General features: G+C 60.1%; 18 protein-coding genes. 4 read left to right on the top strand and 14 right to left on the bottom strand.

Annotated features, from left to right (window positions below; translation table 11 throughout):
- Together V6K60_RS06800 and V6K60_RS06795 are read right to left on the bottom strand one after the other, a co-directional pair.
- Window positions 1-317 (bottom strand): SDR family oxidoreductase (locus V6K60_RS06800; RefSeq protein WP_332449758.1); only part of this gene is annotated, 317 nt, incomplete at its 3' end.
- A gap of 16 nt (window positions 318-333) precedes the next feature.
- Window positions 334-1128 carry an acetoacetate decarboxylase family protein gene (locus tag V6K60_RS06795; protein ID WP_332449757.1) on the bottom strand — a complete coding sequence of 265 codons (795 nt, stop codon included), beginning with the start codon at window positions 1126-1128 and terminating at the stop codon, window positions 334-336.
- A 327-nt stretch (window positions 1129-1455) separates the two neighbouring features.
- On the opposite strand from V6K60_RS06795, the gene V6K60_RS06790 reads away from it, so the two are divergent.
- Window positions 1456-2088, top strand: coding sequence for a hypothetical protein (locus V6K60_RS06790; protein WP_332449756.1), 633 nt, complete (start codon window positions 1456-1458; stop codon window positions 2086-2088).
- On the top strand, window positions 2085-2702 hold the full coding sequence (locus V6K60_RS06785) for a hypothetical protein (RefSeq protein ID WP_332449755.1): 618 nt from the start codon (window positions 2085-2087) through the stop codon (window positions 2700-2702). The genes V6K60_RS06790 and V6K60_RS06785 overlap by 4 nt, the downstream gene beginning before the upstream one ends.
- Before the next feature lie 81 nt (window positions 2703-2783).
- Here the strand turns inward: V6K60_RS06785 and V6K60_RS06780 are convergent, their stop codons facing one another.
- From V6K60_RS06780 to V6K60_RS06765, 4 genes are all read right to left on the bottom strand, one after another.
- Complete coding sequence (locus V6K60_RS06780) at window positions 2784-3092, bottom strand: hypothetical protein (protein ID WP_332449754.1); 309 nt, start codon at window positions 3090-3092, stop codon at window positions 2784-2786.
- 118 nt (window positions 3093-3210) lie between these two features.
- Entirely contained in the window at window positions 3211-4581 is a 1371-nt protein-coding gene (locus V6K60_RS06775) for a hypothetical protein (RefSeq protein ID WP_332449753.1), read from the bottom strand.
- 97 nt (window positions 4582-4678) lie between these two features.
- Complete coding sequence (locus V6K60_RS06770; protein ID WP_332449752.1) at window positions 4679-5269, bottom strand: class I SAM-dependent methyltransferase; 591 nt, start codon at window positions 5267-5269, stop codon at window positions 4679-4681.
- A gap of 217 nt (window positions 5270-5486) precedes the next feature.
- Window positions 5487-5879 (bottom strand): VOC family protein, encoded by a 393-nt coding sequence (locus V6K60_RS06765; RefSeq protein ID WP_332449751.1) that lies wholly within the window; start codon window positions 5877-5879, stop codon window positions 5487-5489.
- Between the two features lie 193 nt (window positions 5880-6072).
- Between V6K60_RS06765 and V6K60_RS06760 the strand changes: the two genes are divergently transcribed.
- A complete protein-coding gene (locus V6K60_RS06760) occupies window positions 6073-6234 on the top strand; it encodes a hypothetical protein (RefSeq protein ID WP_332449750.1) in 162 nt (53 codons plus the stop codon).
- A 37-nt stretch (window positions 6235-6271) separates the two neighbouring features.
- Here V6K60_RS06760 and V6K60_RS06755 read toward each other — a convergent pair whose 3' ends face one another.
- Genes V6K60_RS06755 through nudC form a run of 4 tightly spaced genes read right to left on the bottom strand, consistent with a single transcriptional unit; the run spans window position 6272 to window position 9331 of the window.
- Window positions 6272-6997, bottom strand: a complete 726-nt coding sequence (locus V6K60_RS06755; RefSeq protein WP_332449749.1) for a TetR/AcrR family transcriptional regulator — start codon at window positions 6995-6997, stop codon at window positions 6272-6274.
- Between the two features lie 58 nt (window positions 6998-7055).
- Complete coding sequence (locus tag V6K60_RS06750) at window positions 7056-7856, bottom strand: EFR1 family ferrodoxin (protein ID WP_332449748.1); 801 nt, start codon at window positions 7854-7856, stop codon at window positions 7056-7058.
- A complete protein-coding gene (locus V6K60_RS06745) occupies window positions 7853-8455 on the bottom strand; it encodes a flavodoxin family protein (protein ID WP_332449747.1) in 603 nt (200 codons plus the stop codon). Before V6K60_RS06745 ends, V6K60_RS06750 begins: the two co-directional genes overlap by 4 nt.
- A 24-nt stretch (window positions 8456-8479) precedes the next feature.
- Complete coding sequence (nudC, locus tag V6K60_RS06740; protein ID WP_332449746.1) at window positions 8480-9331, bottom strand: NAD(+) diphosphatase; 852 nt, start codon at window positions 9329-9331, stop codon at window positions 8480-8482.
- A 313-nt stretch (window positions 9332-9644) separates the two neighbouring features.
- On the opposite strand from nudC, the gene V6K60_RS06735 reads away from it, so the two are divergent.
- The gene (locus tag V6K60_RS06735) at window positions 9645-10043 is read left to right on the top strand and encodes a DUF3795 domain-containing protein (protein WP_332449745.1); all 399 of its coding nucleotides are present in this window, start codon (window positions 9645-9647) and stop codon (window positions 10041-10043) included.
- Between the two features lie 104 nt (window positions 10044-10147).
- Here the strand turns inward: V6K60_RS06735 and V6K60_RS06730 are convergent, their stop codons facing one another.
- The 4 genes from V6K60_RS06730 to V6K60_RS06715 form a co-directional block, all read right to left on the bottom strand.
- A complete protein-coding gene (locus V6K60_RS06730) occupies window positions 10148-10798 on the bottom strand; it encodes a B3/B4 domain-containing protein (RefSeq protein ID WP_332449744.1) in 651 nt (216 codons plus the stop codon).
- Window positions 10799-10810: 12 nt separating this feature from the next.
- The gene (locus tag V6K60_RS06725) at window positions 10811-11092 is read right to left on the bottom strand and encodes a type II toxin-antitoxin system RelE family toxin (protein WP_332449743.1); all 282 of its coding nucleotides are present in this window, start codon (window positions 11090-11092) and stop codon (window positions 10811-10813) included.
- Between the two features lie 21 nt (window positions 11093-11113).
- Complete coding sequence (locus V6K60_RS06720) at window positions 11114-11296, bottom strand: hypothetical protein (RefSeq protein ID WP_332449742.1); 183 nt, start codon at window positions 11294-11296, stop codon at window positions 11114-11116.
- A 221-nt stretch (window positions 11297-11517) separates the two neighbouring features.
- Window positions 11518-11730, bottom strand: a complete 213-nt coding sequence (locus V6K60_RS06715) for a hypothetical protein (protein WP_332449741.1) — start codon at window positions 11728-11730, stop codon at window positions 11518-11520.
- Window positions 11731-11745 lie beyond the last annotated feature (15 nt).

Here is an 11745-nt window from a genome sequence, read left to right as displayed (position 1 = left end):
GTGGCCATCTCGAACGGGATGGTTCCCCCGACACCTGCGTTGTTGAAGAGGAGATCCAGTCTTCCCGCCTCTGCCGCCGTACCCTCGATACCCTTCTGCACATCTTCCTGTTTCGTCACGTCCATGATGAGCGGGCGTGCCCGGTCACCGTATGCGGAGAGCTGACCGACGGCCGCGGCGACTTTCTCCCTGCTCCGGCCGGCCATGTAGACGATTGCTCCCCGCTTCAGGAGCTCTTCGCTGATCGCATACCCGATCCCGGAGTTTGCGCCGGTGACGATGCAGACTTTGCCCGTATAGTAATCCGAATCAACCATGTTCCTCATCTCGCTCTCATTCAATGACCCTTGCTCCCATCGCGCGAAGGATGGCCCTCCCCGTGACCATTACCGCCTGTGTCACCCGTTTTATGGGCAGGGACGCGAGGCTGTTGACGATGTAGTACTGGGCCGGATTCTGCATCGGGGTCATCTCGGTCCATCTCAGGCTGCCCTTTCCGAGCTCTGCCGTCTCCACCTCCATACCCTGGGGGTAGAGGACGAACTGGGAGAGGTCCGCTCCCGGAGCCCCGACCTTCGGGATGTACCGCCACCCGAGGGTGTTCATGGAGAGGAGCTGCGCCTTCAGGGCATCGAGATCCTGTCCGGTGATCGATCCCATGGCCTCGAAGTTCATGTTGAGAAAGGTGTTCCCCTCGTAGCTGACGGTCGTGGCATAGTGCGGCCGGACGATATGCAGGTCCTCGATATCAGCGTATATCTTCGGGATCCCGGTCTGTTCCCGCCCCCCGAGGATGGGGGCGGTCTTGTTCTCCCAGACCACCAGCGCGTAGGCTCCGTCGAGTTCGTCCTTCTTGCCGTGGAACCGGACCGGCGCCGCCACGTTGATCAGGTTGTACTGACCGCCGTGCATCCAGTTGATCTCGGTGAACTTGTTGAACGCAACCTGCACTTCAGGGGCCAGGAGTTCAAACCCTTCCGGAATGTATCGCTCAAGAAGGTCTCTTTCGGTCTCGTAACTGACGACGAGACCAGTCGCTCTCTGCGTGATCAGGGTCTCCGGGTCGAATTTGCCGCCTCCGAAGTGGACCGGCATCAGATACGTACAGTCGTCCTGCGGTCGAAACATAAGGTTCTCCAATCCGCTCAATGCCATCTCATAAGAGATATACTTTATGAATACTGCCTCTCCTGCATCTGATTTAGAATGGGTTCAATTTGGTATCGCCATACGTGAAACAACAGGTAATCTTCCGGATTTATAGAAAACCATCGATGCTGCGCAACAATATGGCATAGAAATCGCAGATCGAGAACGGGCCCCGCCTGCAACGCGACCGGGGCTCAACCGGAGCGGATGCATACCTATAAATAAACCCTGGATATACATCAGAGCATTTACTCAATTGTCAATATGTATCCATCTGTCGCCGGATAGAACCGGGGAGATGTAATTATGGAATCTGCCAGCCAGCCGGAAGAGAAGAGCAATCCAGTTCTCGGAGCAGCGTCCGACCTCTCCCTCGAGGCCGCCATCCTGATCGTCTTCGGGGTCTTCATGCTCCTCTTCGGCCTGCTTCTCTTCAGGATTCATACGGGCGAACTCCCCTATGCCCCGGACAGCACCTATGGGCTCTTTCTCGTGATCGTCTCGTTCCAGATCATCACGATGGGGAAGACCCCGTTCGGCGATCTCCGGCGTTCATGGGCGGTCATCGTGCTCGGGGTATCCACGGCGGCCGTCGGGATGGTCGCCTGCTTCATCCCCGGACTGCTCGCAGATCCGGTTCGTATTCTGGTCGGATTGCTCCTCACTCTTGGGGGAGTCGCGCTCCTCGCGCAGTTGTTCTTCTCCGAAGATAAGGCCCGGTTGTGGCTGAAGGTCCCGGGTGTCCTCCGGCACCTGACGGTCGCCTGCATCATTGTCTACGTGGTCTCGATCGCTCTCGGCCTTGTCACGCTCTTTCCCGGTATCACGACCGACTACGTGACCGCGGTCCTCCTCATCATCTACGGCATCGGCTTCTTCTACCTCTCCTGGTCCATCCAGGTGGTCGGCCGGATGTATCCTCCGGGGGGGTCAGAATGACCGCGAATGGTTCCACTGCAACCGGCAGCACCGGCCTGTTCGGGGAGGCCTCTCTCCCCCTCTCGATTGCCCTGGTCATCCCGGTCGGCGTTCTCCTGGTCCTCCTCGGGCTGCTCCTCATCCCGGTGAACCTGGGATTGATCCCGTTCTCCCCGGACGGTCAGCTCGGCCTGCTGCTCGTCATCATGGCCATCCAGATGCTGGCCCTGGGAGAGACCCCGATTGGCTCGTACAGACGCTCGTGGCTGCTGATCGTCATCGGGATCGTCTTCGCCGCTCTCGGGATCTTCTCCTGCATCGTCCCGGGCATCCTGACCGGCGTGATCCAGTTGCTTCTTGCGCTCTTAAACATCGCCGGGGGAGCGATACTCCTTACGAAGCGGTTCCTCCCGATGCTGCAGGGTGCCGGGAACCCCGACGCCGACCCGGCCTCCCTTCCACCCATCCTCAAACGGCTTCTCGGTACCCAGACGGTCTTGAACGTCGTCTCGATCGCGTTCGGTATCAGCATGCTCCTGCCGGGCCTGGTTCCGGGCATGGTCATTGCGGGAATCATCGTGATCAACGGCCTGCTCCTCTTCGTCCTGGTATCCATCCTGATGAAGATCAGTTAGCCCGGGGTCACGATCGGAGTCAGTCCCGGCACTTTCTATAGGCGGCGTTCAGGTGCGCTGATGAAACCCTGATACCTCCGATCAGCCCGGGGATCGCTCGTCATCCCCCATCCGCGCTCTCATCTCCTTTGCCCGGCCGATGAGGTACTCCAGCTCCACGAGTTCGCCGGCACTCCCGCAGGCGCCCCTGCTGCACGCCTCGTCGTGCAGCCTCCAGCACTCCTGCTCGATACGGTTGAGGTCGTCCATGGTATTGAGGTGGTACCGGGCGAGGATATCCCCGTGCTCGCGGGTGAACGCGGCGATCTCCTTGAGGAGGGCCATCCTGTCCCCCTTCGGCACCGGCGAACCTGTGCCGCACCGGTCCGCCCTGGAAGTTGTGCGGTCCATGCTACGTCCTCGCCGCCGGAAGAGTTATTCTTTCCGGAACAGGCGAGCAGAAAAAAAGGTTGTGCGGCCGGGGCGGGGGCGGGGAGTGCGCTCATCCCGTCCCGGTAATCTTTATCTTTTACGATTGGTGAACGAACCCCACATCGACGCCGACGAGCCCGACGACGGCGCCGGCCGCGTCCCTGACCGGGGCGTACCCGGAGAGGACGGTGGCGGGCTTGTTGCCCCATTCGTCGACGTAGAACCCGGGCTCGGCTGAGGGTCCCTCAAATCCGGCGAGGAACGCGGCGTCCTCCTCCGTGGGCACGTAGGTGTAGCCTATCTCGGGCGCATAGCCGTTGCCGTAGTCTGCGTCGACGACGTACTCGGTGGCGTTCTCGGTCTTACGCATGGTATAGACGTAGATGACCCCGGGGTTCGCGTCACGGAAGGCGCTGAGCCGGTCCTGGATGGCGGTGTAGGCCGGGGTCGTCTCGTCGCCGGGTTTGAGCGCCGCCATCGCAGTGCCGTCGATCTCTCCTGCAGCCTCCACCGCGAGGGCTTTCACCCGCTCCTCGGTGACCGGGTTCCATGCTTCGATGGCTGCCATCCCGACGCTTGCGCCGGCGGCGTTTGTTATCGGGGCATATCCGCAGATAAGGCTGTAGATCTCGGCTGTGGGCTCCTCGAAGCCGGCAAGGAAGACGTTGTCGTCGTCCGTCAGGGTATAGCCTTCGCCGATAGCGACCCCGTCCTCGTTGCCGTAATCCGCATCTACGACGTGCTCGGTGACGTTTCCGGCTTTGCGCATCGTATACACATAGGTGAGCTCAGGGTTTGCAGTCCGGAAGGCAACGAGCCGGTCGCGGATGGCGATATACGCCGGAGTACTCTCGTCGCCGGGCTTGAGCGCCGCCATGGCGTCGCCGTCGATCTCTCCTGCAATCTCCACCGCGAGGGCTTCGAGCCGCTCCTGCCCGACCGGACCATCCGGCTTGAGGCAGACCACCCCGACGCCGGCGCCGGCGGCGTTCCTCACCGGAGCATACCCATAGACAGCGGAGTAGATCTCAGCAAAGGGTTTATCAAAGCCGGTGAGGTAGGGGGCCTCAGGGTTCGGGACGTAGTGCCCGTCACCGATAGCGTATCCGCCCGGGCTGCCGTAGTCGGCATCAACGACCTGCTCGATGGCGTCCCCCGTCCTCCTCATCGTCATGATGTAGACGATATCGGGGTGTTCAGACCGGAACGCGTTGAGCCGGTCGTGGATGGCGGTGTAGGCCGACGTATTCTCGTCTCCAGGCTTGAGCGCGGCAAGCGCGTCGCCGTCGATCTGCCCTGCGATCTCCGCCGCGAGAGCCTTCGCCTCGTCCGGCGTGAGCACCTTCTGCGCCGGCACGATCGTGCCGGGGGTCGGTTCGGTCTCGCCGGGGGCAAATGCAATCATGATCCCTGCGGCAACGACGATCAGCGCAACAATCGCGACGATCAGGATGTTCTTGACGGTCATCTCAGATACTCCTCTTTCAGCTTTTTATTGCAGAAGAGGGTACTTAAACGCTCGTAAATCTTCCCGGCGATCTGTGGCGTTATGGGGGATTTCGCCGTCACCCTCGCCCGGCTCTCGATATCGACGCCAGCCAGGCGTGGTGTCCTTCGGGCTGGATGGCGTTCTCGAAGACCGCCAGCCTGATGAAGTTGATCCGCCACCCATCAAGGAAGGTCTCCCGTATCTCCCGCTCTCTGATCCTCCTCGGGAGCGGGTAGTCGCCGGGGTTCTGGTCGCCAAAACAGAGCATGAGATACTTCCCGCCGGGCGCAAGAACGGCAGCGAGGCTCTTTACGAAGACCGGCCGGTCTTCGTCGGAGAGGACATGGAAGAAGCCGGAGTCGATGACGGTGTCAAACGTCCTCTCGAGCCCGGCAAGGTCCAGCGCGCTCCAGACAAGGAACTGCGCCTGGAGTCCCCGTGCCGCGGCCTTCTCTTCAGCCTTGCGGATCGCAAGAGGCGAGGTGTCGATCCCGACCGCCTCGTGCCCTTCCCCTGCGAAGAAGAGGGCGTGCTCCCCCGTGCCGCACCCCACGTCCAGGACGGAGCCCGTGACCTCCCCCGCCGCGGCGAGGTCGACGAACGCCTTCTGGGGCCGGCCGATGTCCCAGGGCGGGGTGCCCCGGTAGACCGTATCGAAGAAATCCATAGTCATGGTGGATCCGAATGCGACTTAACCAGTTCTGCAGGAAACGGGTAGGCCAACGGCCGGCCAGGAGGTCGAGGCATATGGTTTGTTGGAATACTTCCTGGGTGCTCCTGGAGCGCCGCCAGCGTATCGTTTCGTCTCCTGGCAATATACAGGGCCGACGGCTCCTGCAGGGGTTCGCCCTTTCATGACCACCGGTCGCTTCTAATATGATGGATTATCCTTGCATCGTCTGGATCTGGATGAGATTGCCGCAGGTGTCGTTGAAGACCGCTATGGTCACCTGGTCGACAACGTCTGTCGGCTCCAGCGTGAACTTCACACCCCGTGCTTTCAGTCGTTCATATTCTGCACGTGTGTCCTCGACGCCAAAGGACGCGGCGGGGATATCCTGTTCGAATAGTCCTTTCTGGTATGCCTGTGTTACCGGGTTGTTGTTTGGCTCAAGCAGAAGCTCGGTCCCGTCTGGATCTTCGGGAGAGACGACGGTAAGCCACCGGTACTCTCCAGCAGAAACATCGCTCTTCTTCAGAAAGCCCAACGTCTCGGTGTAGAACTTCAGTGCCCGGTCCTGATCGTTTACAAACACTGTGGTCAGGATGATCTTCATGGTCGTCAATATCAGAATGGCTGGATATATGTTTCGGCAACCGGTCAGCCCGAATCCGGGCGGAGTTCTCATGCTCAAACGATCAGTGCACCGGCAACAGTCGAAGCACCGGGTCTCACCATCAGGTGCGGCGCCATACCCGACCGGGGGAGATGCGATACCATCAAATCATGGAGGCTCCCAGGAGAACTGTATGAGCGAGACAGCCCGGAAGGTTCTCCGCTGCCCGGTATGCCGGAGCACCGACATCTACTGGGACGCCCGTGGCCTGTACGCAACGCTCTATCACTGCCGGCAGTGCGGGTATCAGGGAGCGTTCATCCTCGAATGTGACGAAGATACCGATGGCGCCTGAGTGAAAGCGTGCCGGTCGGCCGGGTGAGACGCTAAAATTAAGTTTGTCTCCTCTTCTCCTTCTTGAGCGCCAGAGGTTCGGTCAGAAAGAACCCCGATGGTCCAAAATCCCTGAGATCCGCGTTGTGGGTTCTCCCGTCGGGAGCGATTGCCGGCGTGATGAACCGGAAGAACTCGCTCGCGAACTGCTCGTAACTGAACCCTTCCCCCTCAATCGCCAGTTTCCATCTCTTCTCCAGGGAGAGGATGCCCATGAAGGATATCATAAGATACATCGAAGTCAGGAATGGATCGAGATCGGCCCGGATTGTCCCGTCATCGATCCCCTCCGCTATCGCGCCCTGGAGCATCAGGCGGCAGATGCCGTATCCCTCTCCTATCTCTGCGGCATAGGGGTTCTCCTTTGAAAAACGCTCGGAACCGTAGACATGGATGAGCCGGAGATAATCCGGGTGTTCCTGCGAGAACCAGTAGTAGGCCTGGCCCATCAGGATCACTTTGGCAATTCCGGGAACCTCTTTTTCAATGCACTCCTCGTATCTCTCCCTGAGGATCTGGATGCCGCGGAGCACGATCGTCGCGAAGAGGGCCTCCTTATTCTTGAAATAGAGATAGATCGTGGCCTTGTTCAGTTCGACCTCACGGGCGATATCGTCCATGGAGACGTCTTCGTAACTCCGGGAGAAGAAGAGACGCTCGGCTGCCTCGATGATCTCGGCCCTTCGCTGCTCCTTCTCTCGTCGTCTTCTATCGGTGATTCCCATCGTTCCGCTTCACCTGACCCCTTTCTTAGAACTCTCCATTTGCTGCAGGAATATCCCGTTACAGGAAGTACTCGGGCTCCTTGCGTTCCCGATACAACGTGCTCAACCGCACCGAAGCGTCCCTGACCGGGCCGGGTCTCATCGTTCTCGCGTGCGCGGGACAGTGTTTGATGCAGGCGCAGCACGTGATACACCTCGCAGGATCGGTTGAGTAGCCTTCGTCCGGATCGATCGCGCCCGTGGGGCACTCCTCCGCACAGGTCCCGCACCGGGTGCACGCATCGCTGACCGCGATGAAGTCTACCGTCCAGAGCGTCGGGTCCCCCCGGTAGGGACGGCAGCCGGGTATCGTTACGCCAGGGATCCGGTCGGCCAATGGAACGGCGTCGAGTTTCTCCCGTATTTTTTGCCCGAACGCTTCTGCCCGGTGCAGGTCGGCTGCATCCGGGCGACCGCTGGCCGTCGGGGCCTCGGGGCTCGAGAACGAATGCTCTCCGATGAATGCTCCAGCGGCGATCGGCCTGCACCCGCGCTGGGCCAGGATATCGTTCAGCTCGATGAGCGCATCGTCATACACCCGGTTTCCGTAGACGACGACACTTACCGCAGGCGTATCATGGGCCCTGATCGCCTGCAGCCACTCCGTCAGGAGGGCCGGCACCCTTCCCATGTACACGGGGACCGCAACGATGAGGAGTTCATTCTCCGACGTCTCCAGCGGATCCTTTCTCGCGTCCGGCGTGGTGATGTCGATGAGTTCCACCGTGCCGTGGTTGATTCCGCGCGCAATACCCTGGATAACAGTCTTCGATCTTCCCGTTGGTGAGAAATATACCAGTTTCAGCGATTCTATCTTCATAAGGTCTCCTCCATCTGACCTGCGGATGCAATCGTCTTCAGCAGCCAGGCCATGTTCTTCCCGACCTCTTTTGCCCTTGCCATCCCCTCTTCGTCCCTCCGGACGTCCCCGATATCCCGGCCGATACCGATCACCGGGACTCCCGGGACGATCATCCCGCTGTAGAGCATGAAGTGCAGCAGGGTATCGACGGTATGGTTTGCCCCGGACCGCCGCACCGCTGCCGCGGCGGTCGCCACCTTGCGTCGGAAGGGCCCGTCGTTTGCCCTCGCCACCACGCCTGCCCGGTCGATCAGGGCCTTCATCTCGGACGTGACATCGAGGAAGTAGACCGGGGAGGCGAGGATGATCCCGTCGGCCTCGACCATCTTCTCGATGCAGTCGTTCACGATGTCGCCGTCAAGAACGCACCGCAGGTCCCGGTTCTCAAAGCACTTCCGGCAATCGGTGCATCCCCGGATCATCTGCCCGCCGACCTGGACAAACTCCGTACCGATGCCTTCGTTCTCAAGTTCGTCAAGGATATGCCGGATCAGGATGGACGTGTTGCCGTCTTTCCGGGGGCTGCCATTGAATGCAACGACTTTCAGTCTCTTCATCGCTTTCACCGCCTTCATTTCGGTTTATTCCTGTTCCTGACCTTGCGACGCCACCCAGTCGTCGATGAGCGCACGGGTCAGGCTGAGTCCTGGCGGAAGAACCGGGAGATGCTCCCGGTCAAACCACGCAGCGCTCTCAACCTCGACGCCATCCGGGGCAGCCTCTCCGCTCTCGTAGTCGGCGACGAACCCGAGCATGAGCGAATCAGGGAACGGCCACGGTTCGCTTGCACAGTACCGGATATTTCTGATAGCGATCCCCGTCTCTTCACAGACTTCGCGGCGAACGGCATCCTCGATGGTTTCGCCGGGCTCGACAAAGCCGGCGACGAGGCTGTACCTGCCGGGTGGCGCCCTGATCCCGCGGACCATGAGGATAGAGTCGTCCTTTCTCACCAATGCGATGATCGCCGGGGAGAGCCGGGGATATACGATCCGGTGGCAGGACGGACAGACCTGGGCCCGCTCGGTCCGTGCAGGCTCTGTTGGTGTGCCGCACCGCCCGCAGAACCGGGTATTCCTGCCGTAATCGATGATCTGGCCGGCAAGCGCGGCAACGGCAAGTTCCTGGTCCGGGATGAGGCCGGCAAGTTCGCGCACGCCGGAATATACCAGGCCTTCTGGCAGGGAGAGGTCGCCGGGAGCCTCGACGGCATAGCAGGGAGTGAGCCCCCGGTGACCGAGATACCGGGCATCCCTCTTCAGCCCTTCCGGCAGGTCCGGGGGCGCCTCTTGATAGATGGTCGGCGTGCTGCCTTTCCTGACGCAGACTCCGCCGTCGCGGACGAAGACCAGGCATGCGTCCTCCGGGAGCCGGTCCGGTTCCGGGTACTGCTTGTGCAGGCAGCCGACTGCAAATCTTGCTTTATGGTCCATGATAGCCCCCGATTCCCGTGGTCCCGAGTTTTTCCCTTCCATACATGTTCCCATGGGATTCCCATTCTCTCCGTTGAGTCTTCATCCGATCCATCCCTCCCCCGGCCGGGAGACTCCCGGTTGCCTGAAGGTAGTCTCACCAGAGGGTATATCCTATGGTTATATTATAACTACCGGTTAGTTTGTAACTGTTAGATAGTATTAAGATCCCAGAGTGCGGCAGAGTATGCACACAGCTCGCGTCGCGTCCGTTTCGCCCTGCGACGGACCAAAACGAGAACCTTCTTGCCCTGCCGCGATCATACGGGAGATCATGACCCCCCTCTCCCCCGGCTTGATCGCCCCCTGCGGAATGAACTGCGGGCTCTGCATCGGCTATCTCCGGGAGAAGAACCGTTGTCCCGGCTGCCGGACGGAGGATGCCGGCAGACTGCCCCGGTCCTGTGCTCAATGCAGGATCAGGAACTGCGAGGACCGCACGGGAGACTACTGCTACGACTGCGCCGGATATCCCTGCACGCGGCTGAAACGCCTGGACAGGCGCTACACGACAAAATATCGGATGAGCATGCTGGAGAACCTCCGCGATATCCGGGAGCGGGGAGTCGCGGCGTTCGTCGAGCAGGAGGAGGTCCGCTGGAGATGCCCGCACTGCGGATCTATCCTCTCCGTTCACCGGGACCGCTGCCCGCACTGCGGCCGGGCGTGGTGAGGGGGGAGCACCGCCCGCGCTATTCCGGTTTGGCTTCTGCACGTCGACCTCCGGCCGCTTCTTTAGTTATCCTGGTTGCCGGGTAATGGATGGTGGTCGAAGATTCACCGAATACCTGAAGCGTATTCCTGCAGGTATGCGGCAGCCAGTTCGTATGTCGAGTACACCTTCTCTCGTTCAACCCCCGGCACGCCGCACGCCACAATGTGTACCATCGTTGTGGTGAGGGTGATCTTTGTCGCATCGGAGTCCCGGTAGGGATAGACAGCGACGATCGCGTCTTCATCGGTCAGGATAACCTGGTTCTTCTGGAGCAGGGCGGGTTTCGCCATCCCGATGCCGAGGAACGCTTCACCCTCCTCTGCAAACCGCATAGAGAGATCACCGCCCAGGGTATCGGCATCGAAAGCAGCAATGGGTATGCCTGTCCGGACCGAGGCCAGGTTGTAGGCATCCACCGCGGTGTTGATCGTCGGGAGCATCTTCCCGGCCAGGATCCTTCTCACCAGCGCTTCCGAGGCGGGCCGCGTTTTGGTCGGATCGACGCCCACCCTCCAGAAGAAGTCCCTGTACGCCCTGAAGAGAGGTTCATCTTTGACCTGCTCAAGCGTATACTGTTCTCGTACCGAGCGGACGATCTCGTCTCTCAAGGCCTCCAGGGGCGGGGTCCTCTCCTGAATCGAGAGCGGTCCGATATCACCCTCCGCAACCGAGAGGCCGGGGAAGGCGGCGAGGATCTCCTTATGCATCTGCATGGTTCGCCCTCTTTACCTGTGGGAATACTCTTTATGGGCCTTCTCGATCGTCACGATCTTCTCGATCTTGACGATCTTCTCCTTATCCTCGATGACATAAAATACTGTGAAGGACCTGCCGATATGCAGGCGATAGACTGCAGGAGGGTGGGGGTACTCGAGTTTTGCCTTGTTTCCTCCCGGAAACGGGTCTTCCTTGAGTTCCAGGATCTTTTCGACGATGATGCGCCGGGTTTTTGGGGGGAGCCCCTTTACGAACTCCCGTGCTCTCCGCTCGATGACAATAGTGAACACGCTCTCCTGCTCCCCGGCGCGTCAGTCGTCCTGCAGGATATCGTCCGGGTCGAAGGCTACGAACTCGCCGGTCTCATCAATCTCGGCGATCATCCGCCAGTCGCGGTAATCCTGCTCGCGCCGGATCATCTGGCTAAGTAGTTCATCGTAACTCTGCCCGGCTTCCTTGAGGTTGTGCAGGTCCCTCCAGGTGGGCTCTTTCACGGGAATACGCTTGGTTTGATTGCCACTCGAGCTGGAAGACATACCTGTATTCTCGGTCTGCGTGATATTTATACTTGTGCACATTTGCCACAATGTGCCATATGATCACCCGGGTGCTGTATTGGATCTGGGAAACTGCCGGAAAAAAGATGATTCGTGCCGGGCCAGGAACCTGCGGGACGAGCGAGACCGGAGATGAAACGGTACCTGCTCAGAGACCATCAGAACCATCCATACCGCTTGTGCGCCTGCCCGATTGTCATCACGGCAAGGACATGAACTTCCTTTTCGGGTTCATGAATGCGGTAGAAGGCGGTGAACGTCCGGCCGATATGAAGTCTATAGGTATCTTCGCGCCCGTGCACATGCAGGCGCTCCTTGTCGCTTCCGCTGCCGGGGAACGGGTCCTCCTGAAGGGTTTTCAGGTTCTCCATGACTATCCGCCGGCT

The sequence above is a fragment of the Methanoculleus sp. genome (assembly GCF_036677455.1).
Lineage (GTDB): Archaea > Halobacteriota > Methanomicrobia > Methanomicrobiales > Methanoculleaceae > Methanoculleus.
The sequence above is the reverse complement of the archived record's forward strand: the minus strand, read 5'-3'. Positions and strand labels throughout refer to the sequence as shown.

Excerpts from the sequence above, each read along its gene's own strand:
- V6K60_RS06795 (WP_332449757.1), bottom strand. The coding sequence starts at position 1,128 with ATGTTTCGACCGCAGGACGACTGTACGTATCTGATGCCGGTCCACTTC.
- V6K60_RS06790 (WP_332449756.1), top strand. The coding sequence starts at position 1,456 with ATGGAATCTGCCAGCCAGCCGGAAGAGAAGAGCAATCCAGTTCTCGGA.
- V6K60_RS06785 (WP_332449755.1), top strand. The coding sequence starts at position 2,085 with ATGACCGCGAATGGTTCCACTGCAACCGGCAGCACCGGCCTGTTCGGG.
- V6K60_RS06780 (WP_332449754.1), bottom strand. The coding sequence starts at position 3,092 with ATGGACCGCACAACTTCCAGGGCGGACCGGTGCGGCACAGGTTCGCCG.
- V6K60_RS06775 (WP_332449753.1), bottom strand. The coding sequence starts at position 4,581 with ATGACCGTCAAGAACATCCTGATCGTCGCGATTGTTGCGCTGATCGTC.
- V6K60_RS06770 (WP_332449752.1), bottom strand. The coding sequence starts at position 5,269 with ATGGATTTCTTCGATACGGTCTACCGGGGCACCCCGCCCTGGGACATC.
- V6K60_RS06765 (WP_332449751.1), bottom strand. The coding sequence starts at position 5,879 with ATGAAGATCATCCTGACCACAGTGTTTGTAAACGATCAGGACCGGGCA.
- V6K60_RS06760 (WP_332449750.1), top strand. The coding sequence starts at position 6,073 with ATGAGCGAGACAGCCCGGAAGGTTCTCCGCTGCCCGGTATGCCGGAGC.
- V6K60_RS06755 (WP_332449749.1), bottom strand. The coding sequence starts at position 6,997 with ATGGGAATCACCGATAGAAGACGACGAGAGAAGGAGCAGCGAAGGGCC.
- V6K60_RS06750 (WP_332449748.1), bottom strand. The coding sequence starts at position 7,856 with ATGAAGATAGAATCGCTGAAACTGGTATATTTCTCACCAACGGGAAGA.
- V6K60_RS06745 (WP_332449747.1), bottom strand. The coding sequence starts at position 8,455 with ATGAAGAGACTGAAAGTCGTTGCATTCAATGGCAGCCCCCGGAAAGAC.
- nudC (WP_332449746.1), bottom strand. The coding sequence starts at position 9,331 with ATGGACCATAAAGCAAGATTTGCAGTCGGCTGCCTGCACAAGCAGTAC.
- V6K60_RS06735 (WP_332449745.1), top strand. The coding sequence starts at position 9,645 with ATGACCCCCCTCTCCCCCGGCTTGATCGCCCCCTGCGGAATGAACTGC.
- V6K60_RS06730 (WP_332449744.1), bottom strand. The coding sequence starts at position 10,798 with ATGCAGATGCATAAGGAGATCCTCGCCGCCTTCCCCGGCCTCTCGGTT.
- V6K60_RS06715 (WP_332449741.1), bottom strand. The coding sequence starts at position 11,730 with ATGGAGAACCTGAAAACCCTTCAGGAGGACCCGTTCCCCGGCAGCGGA.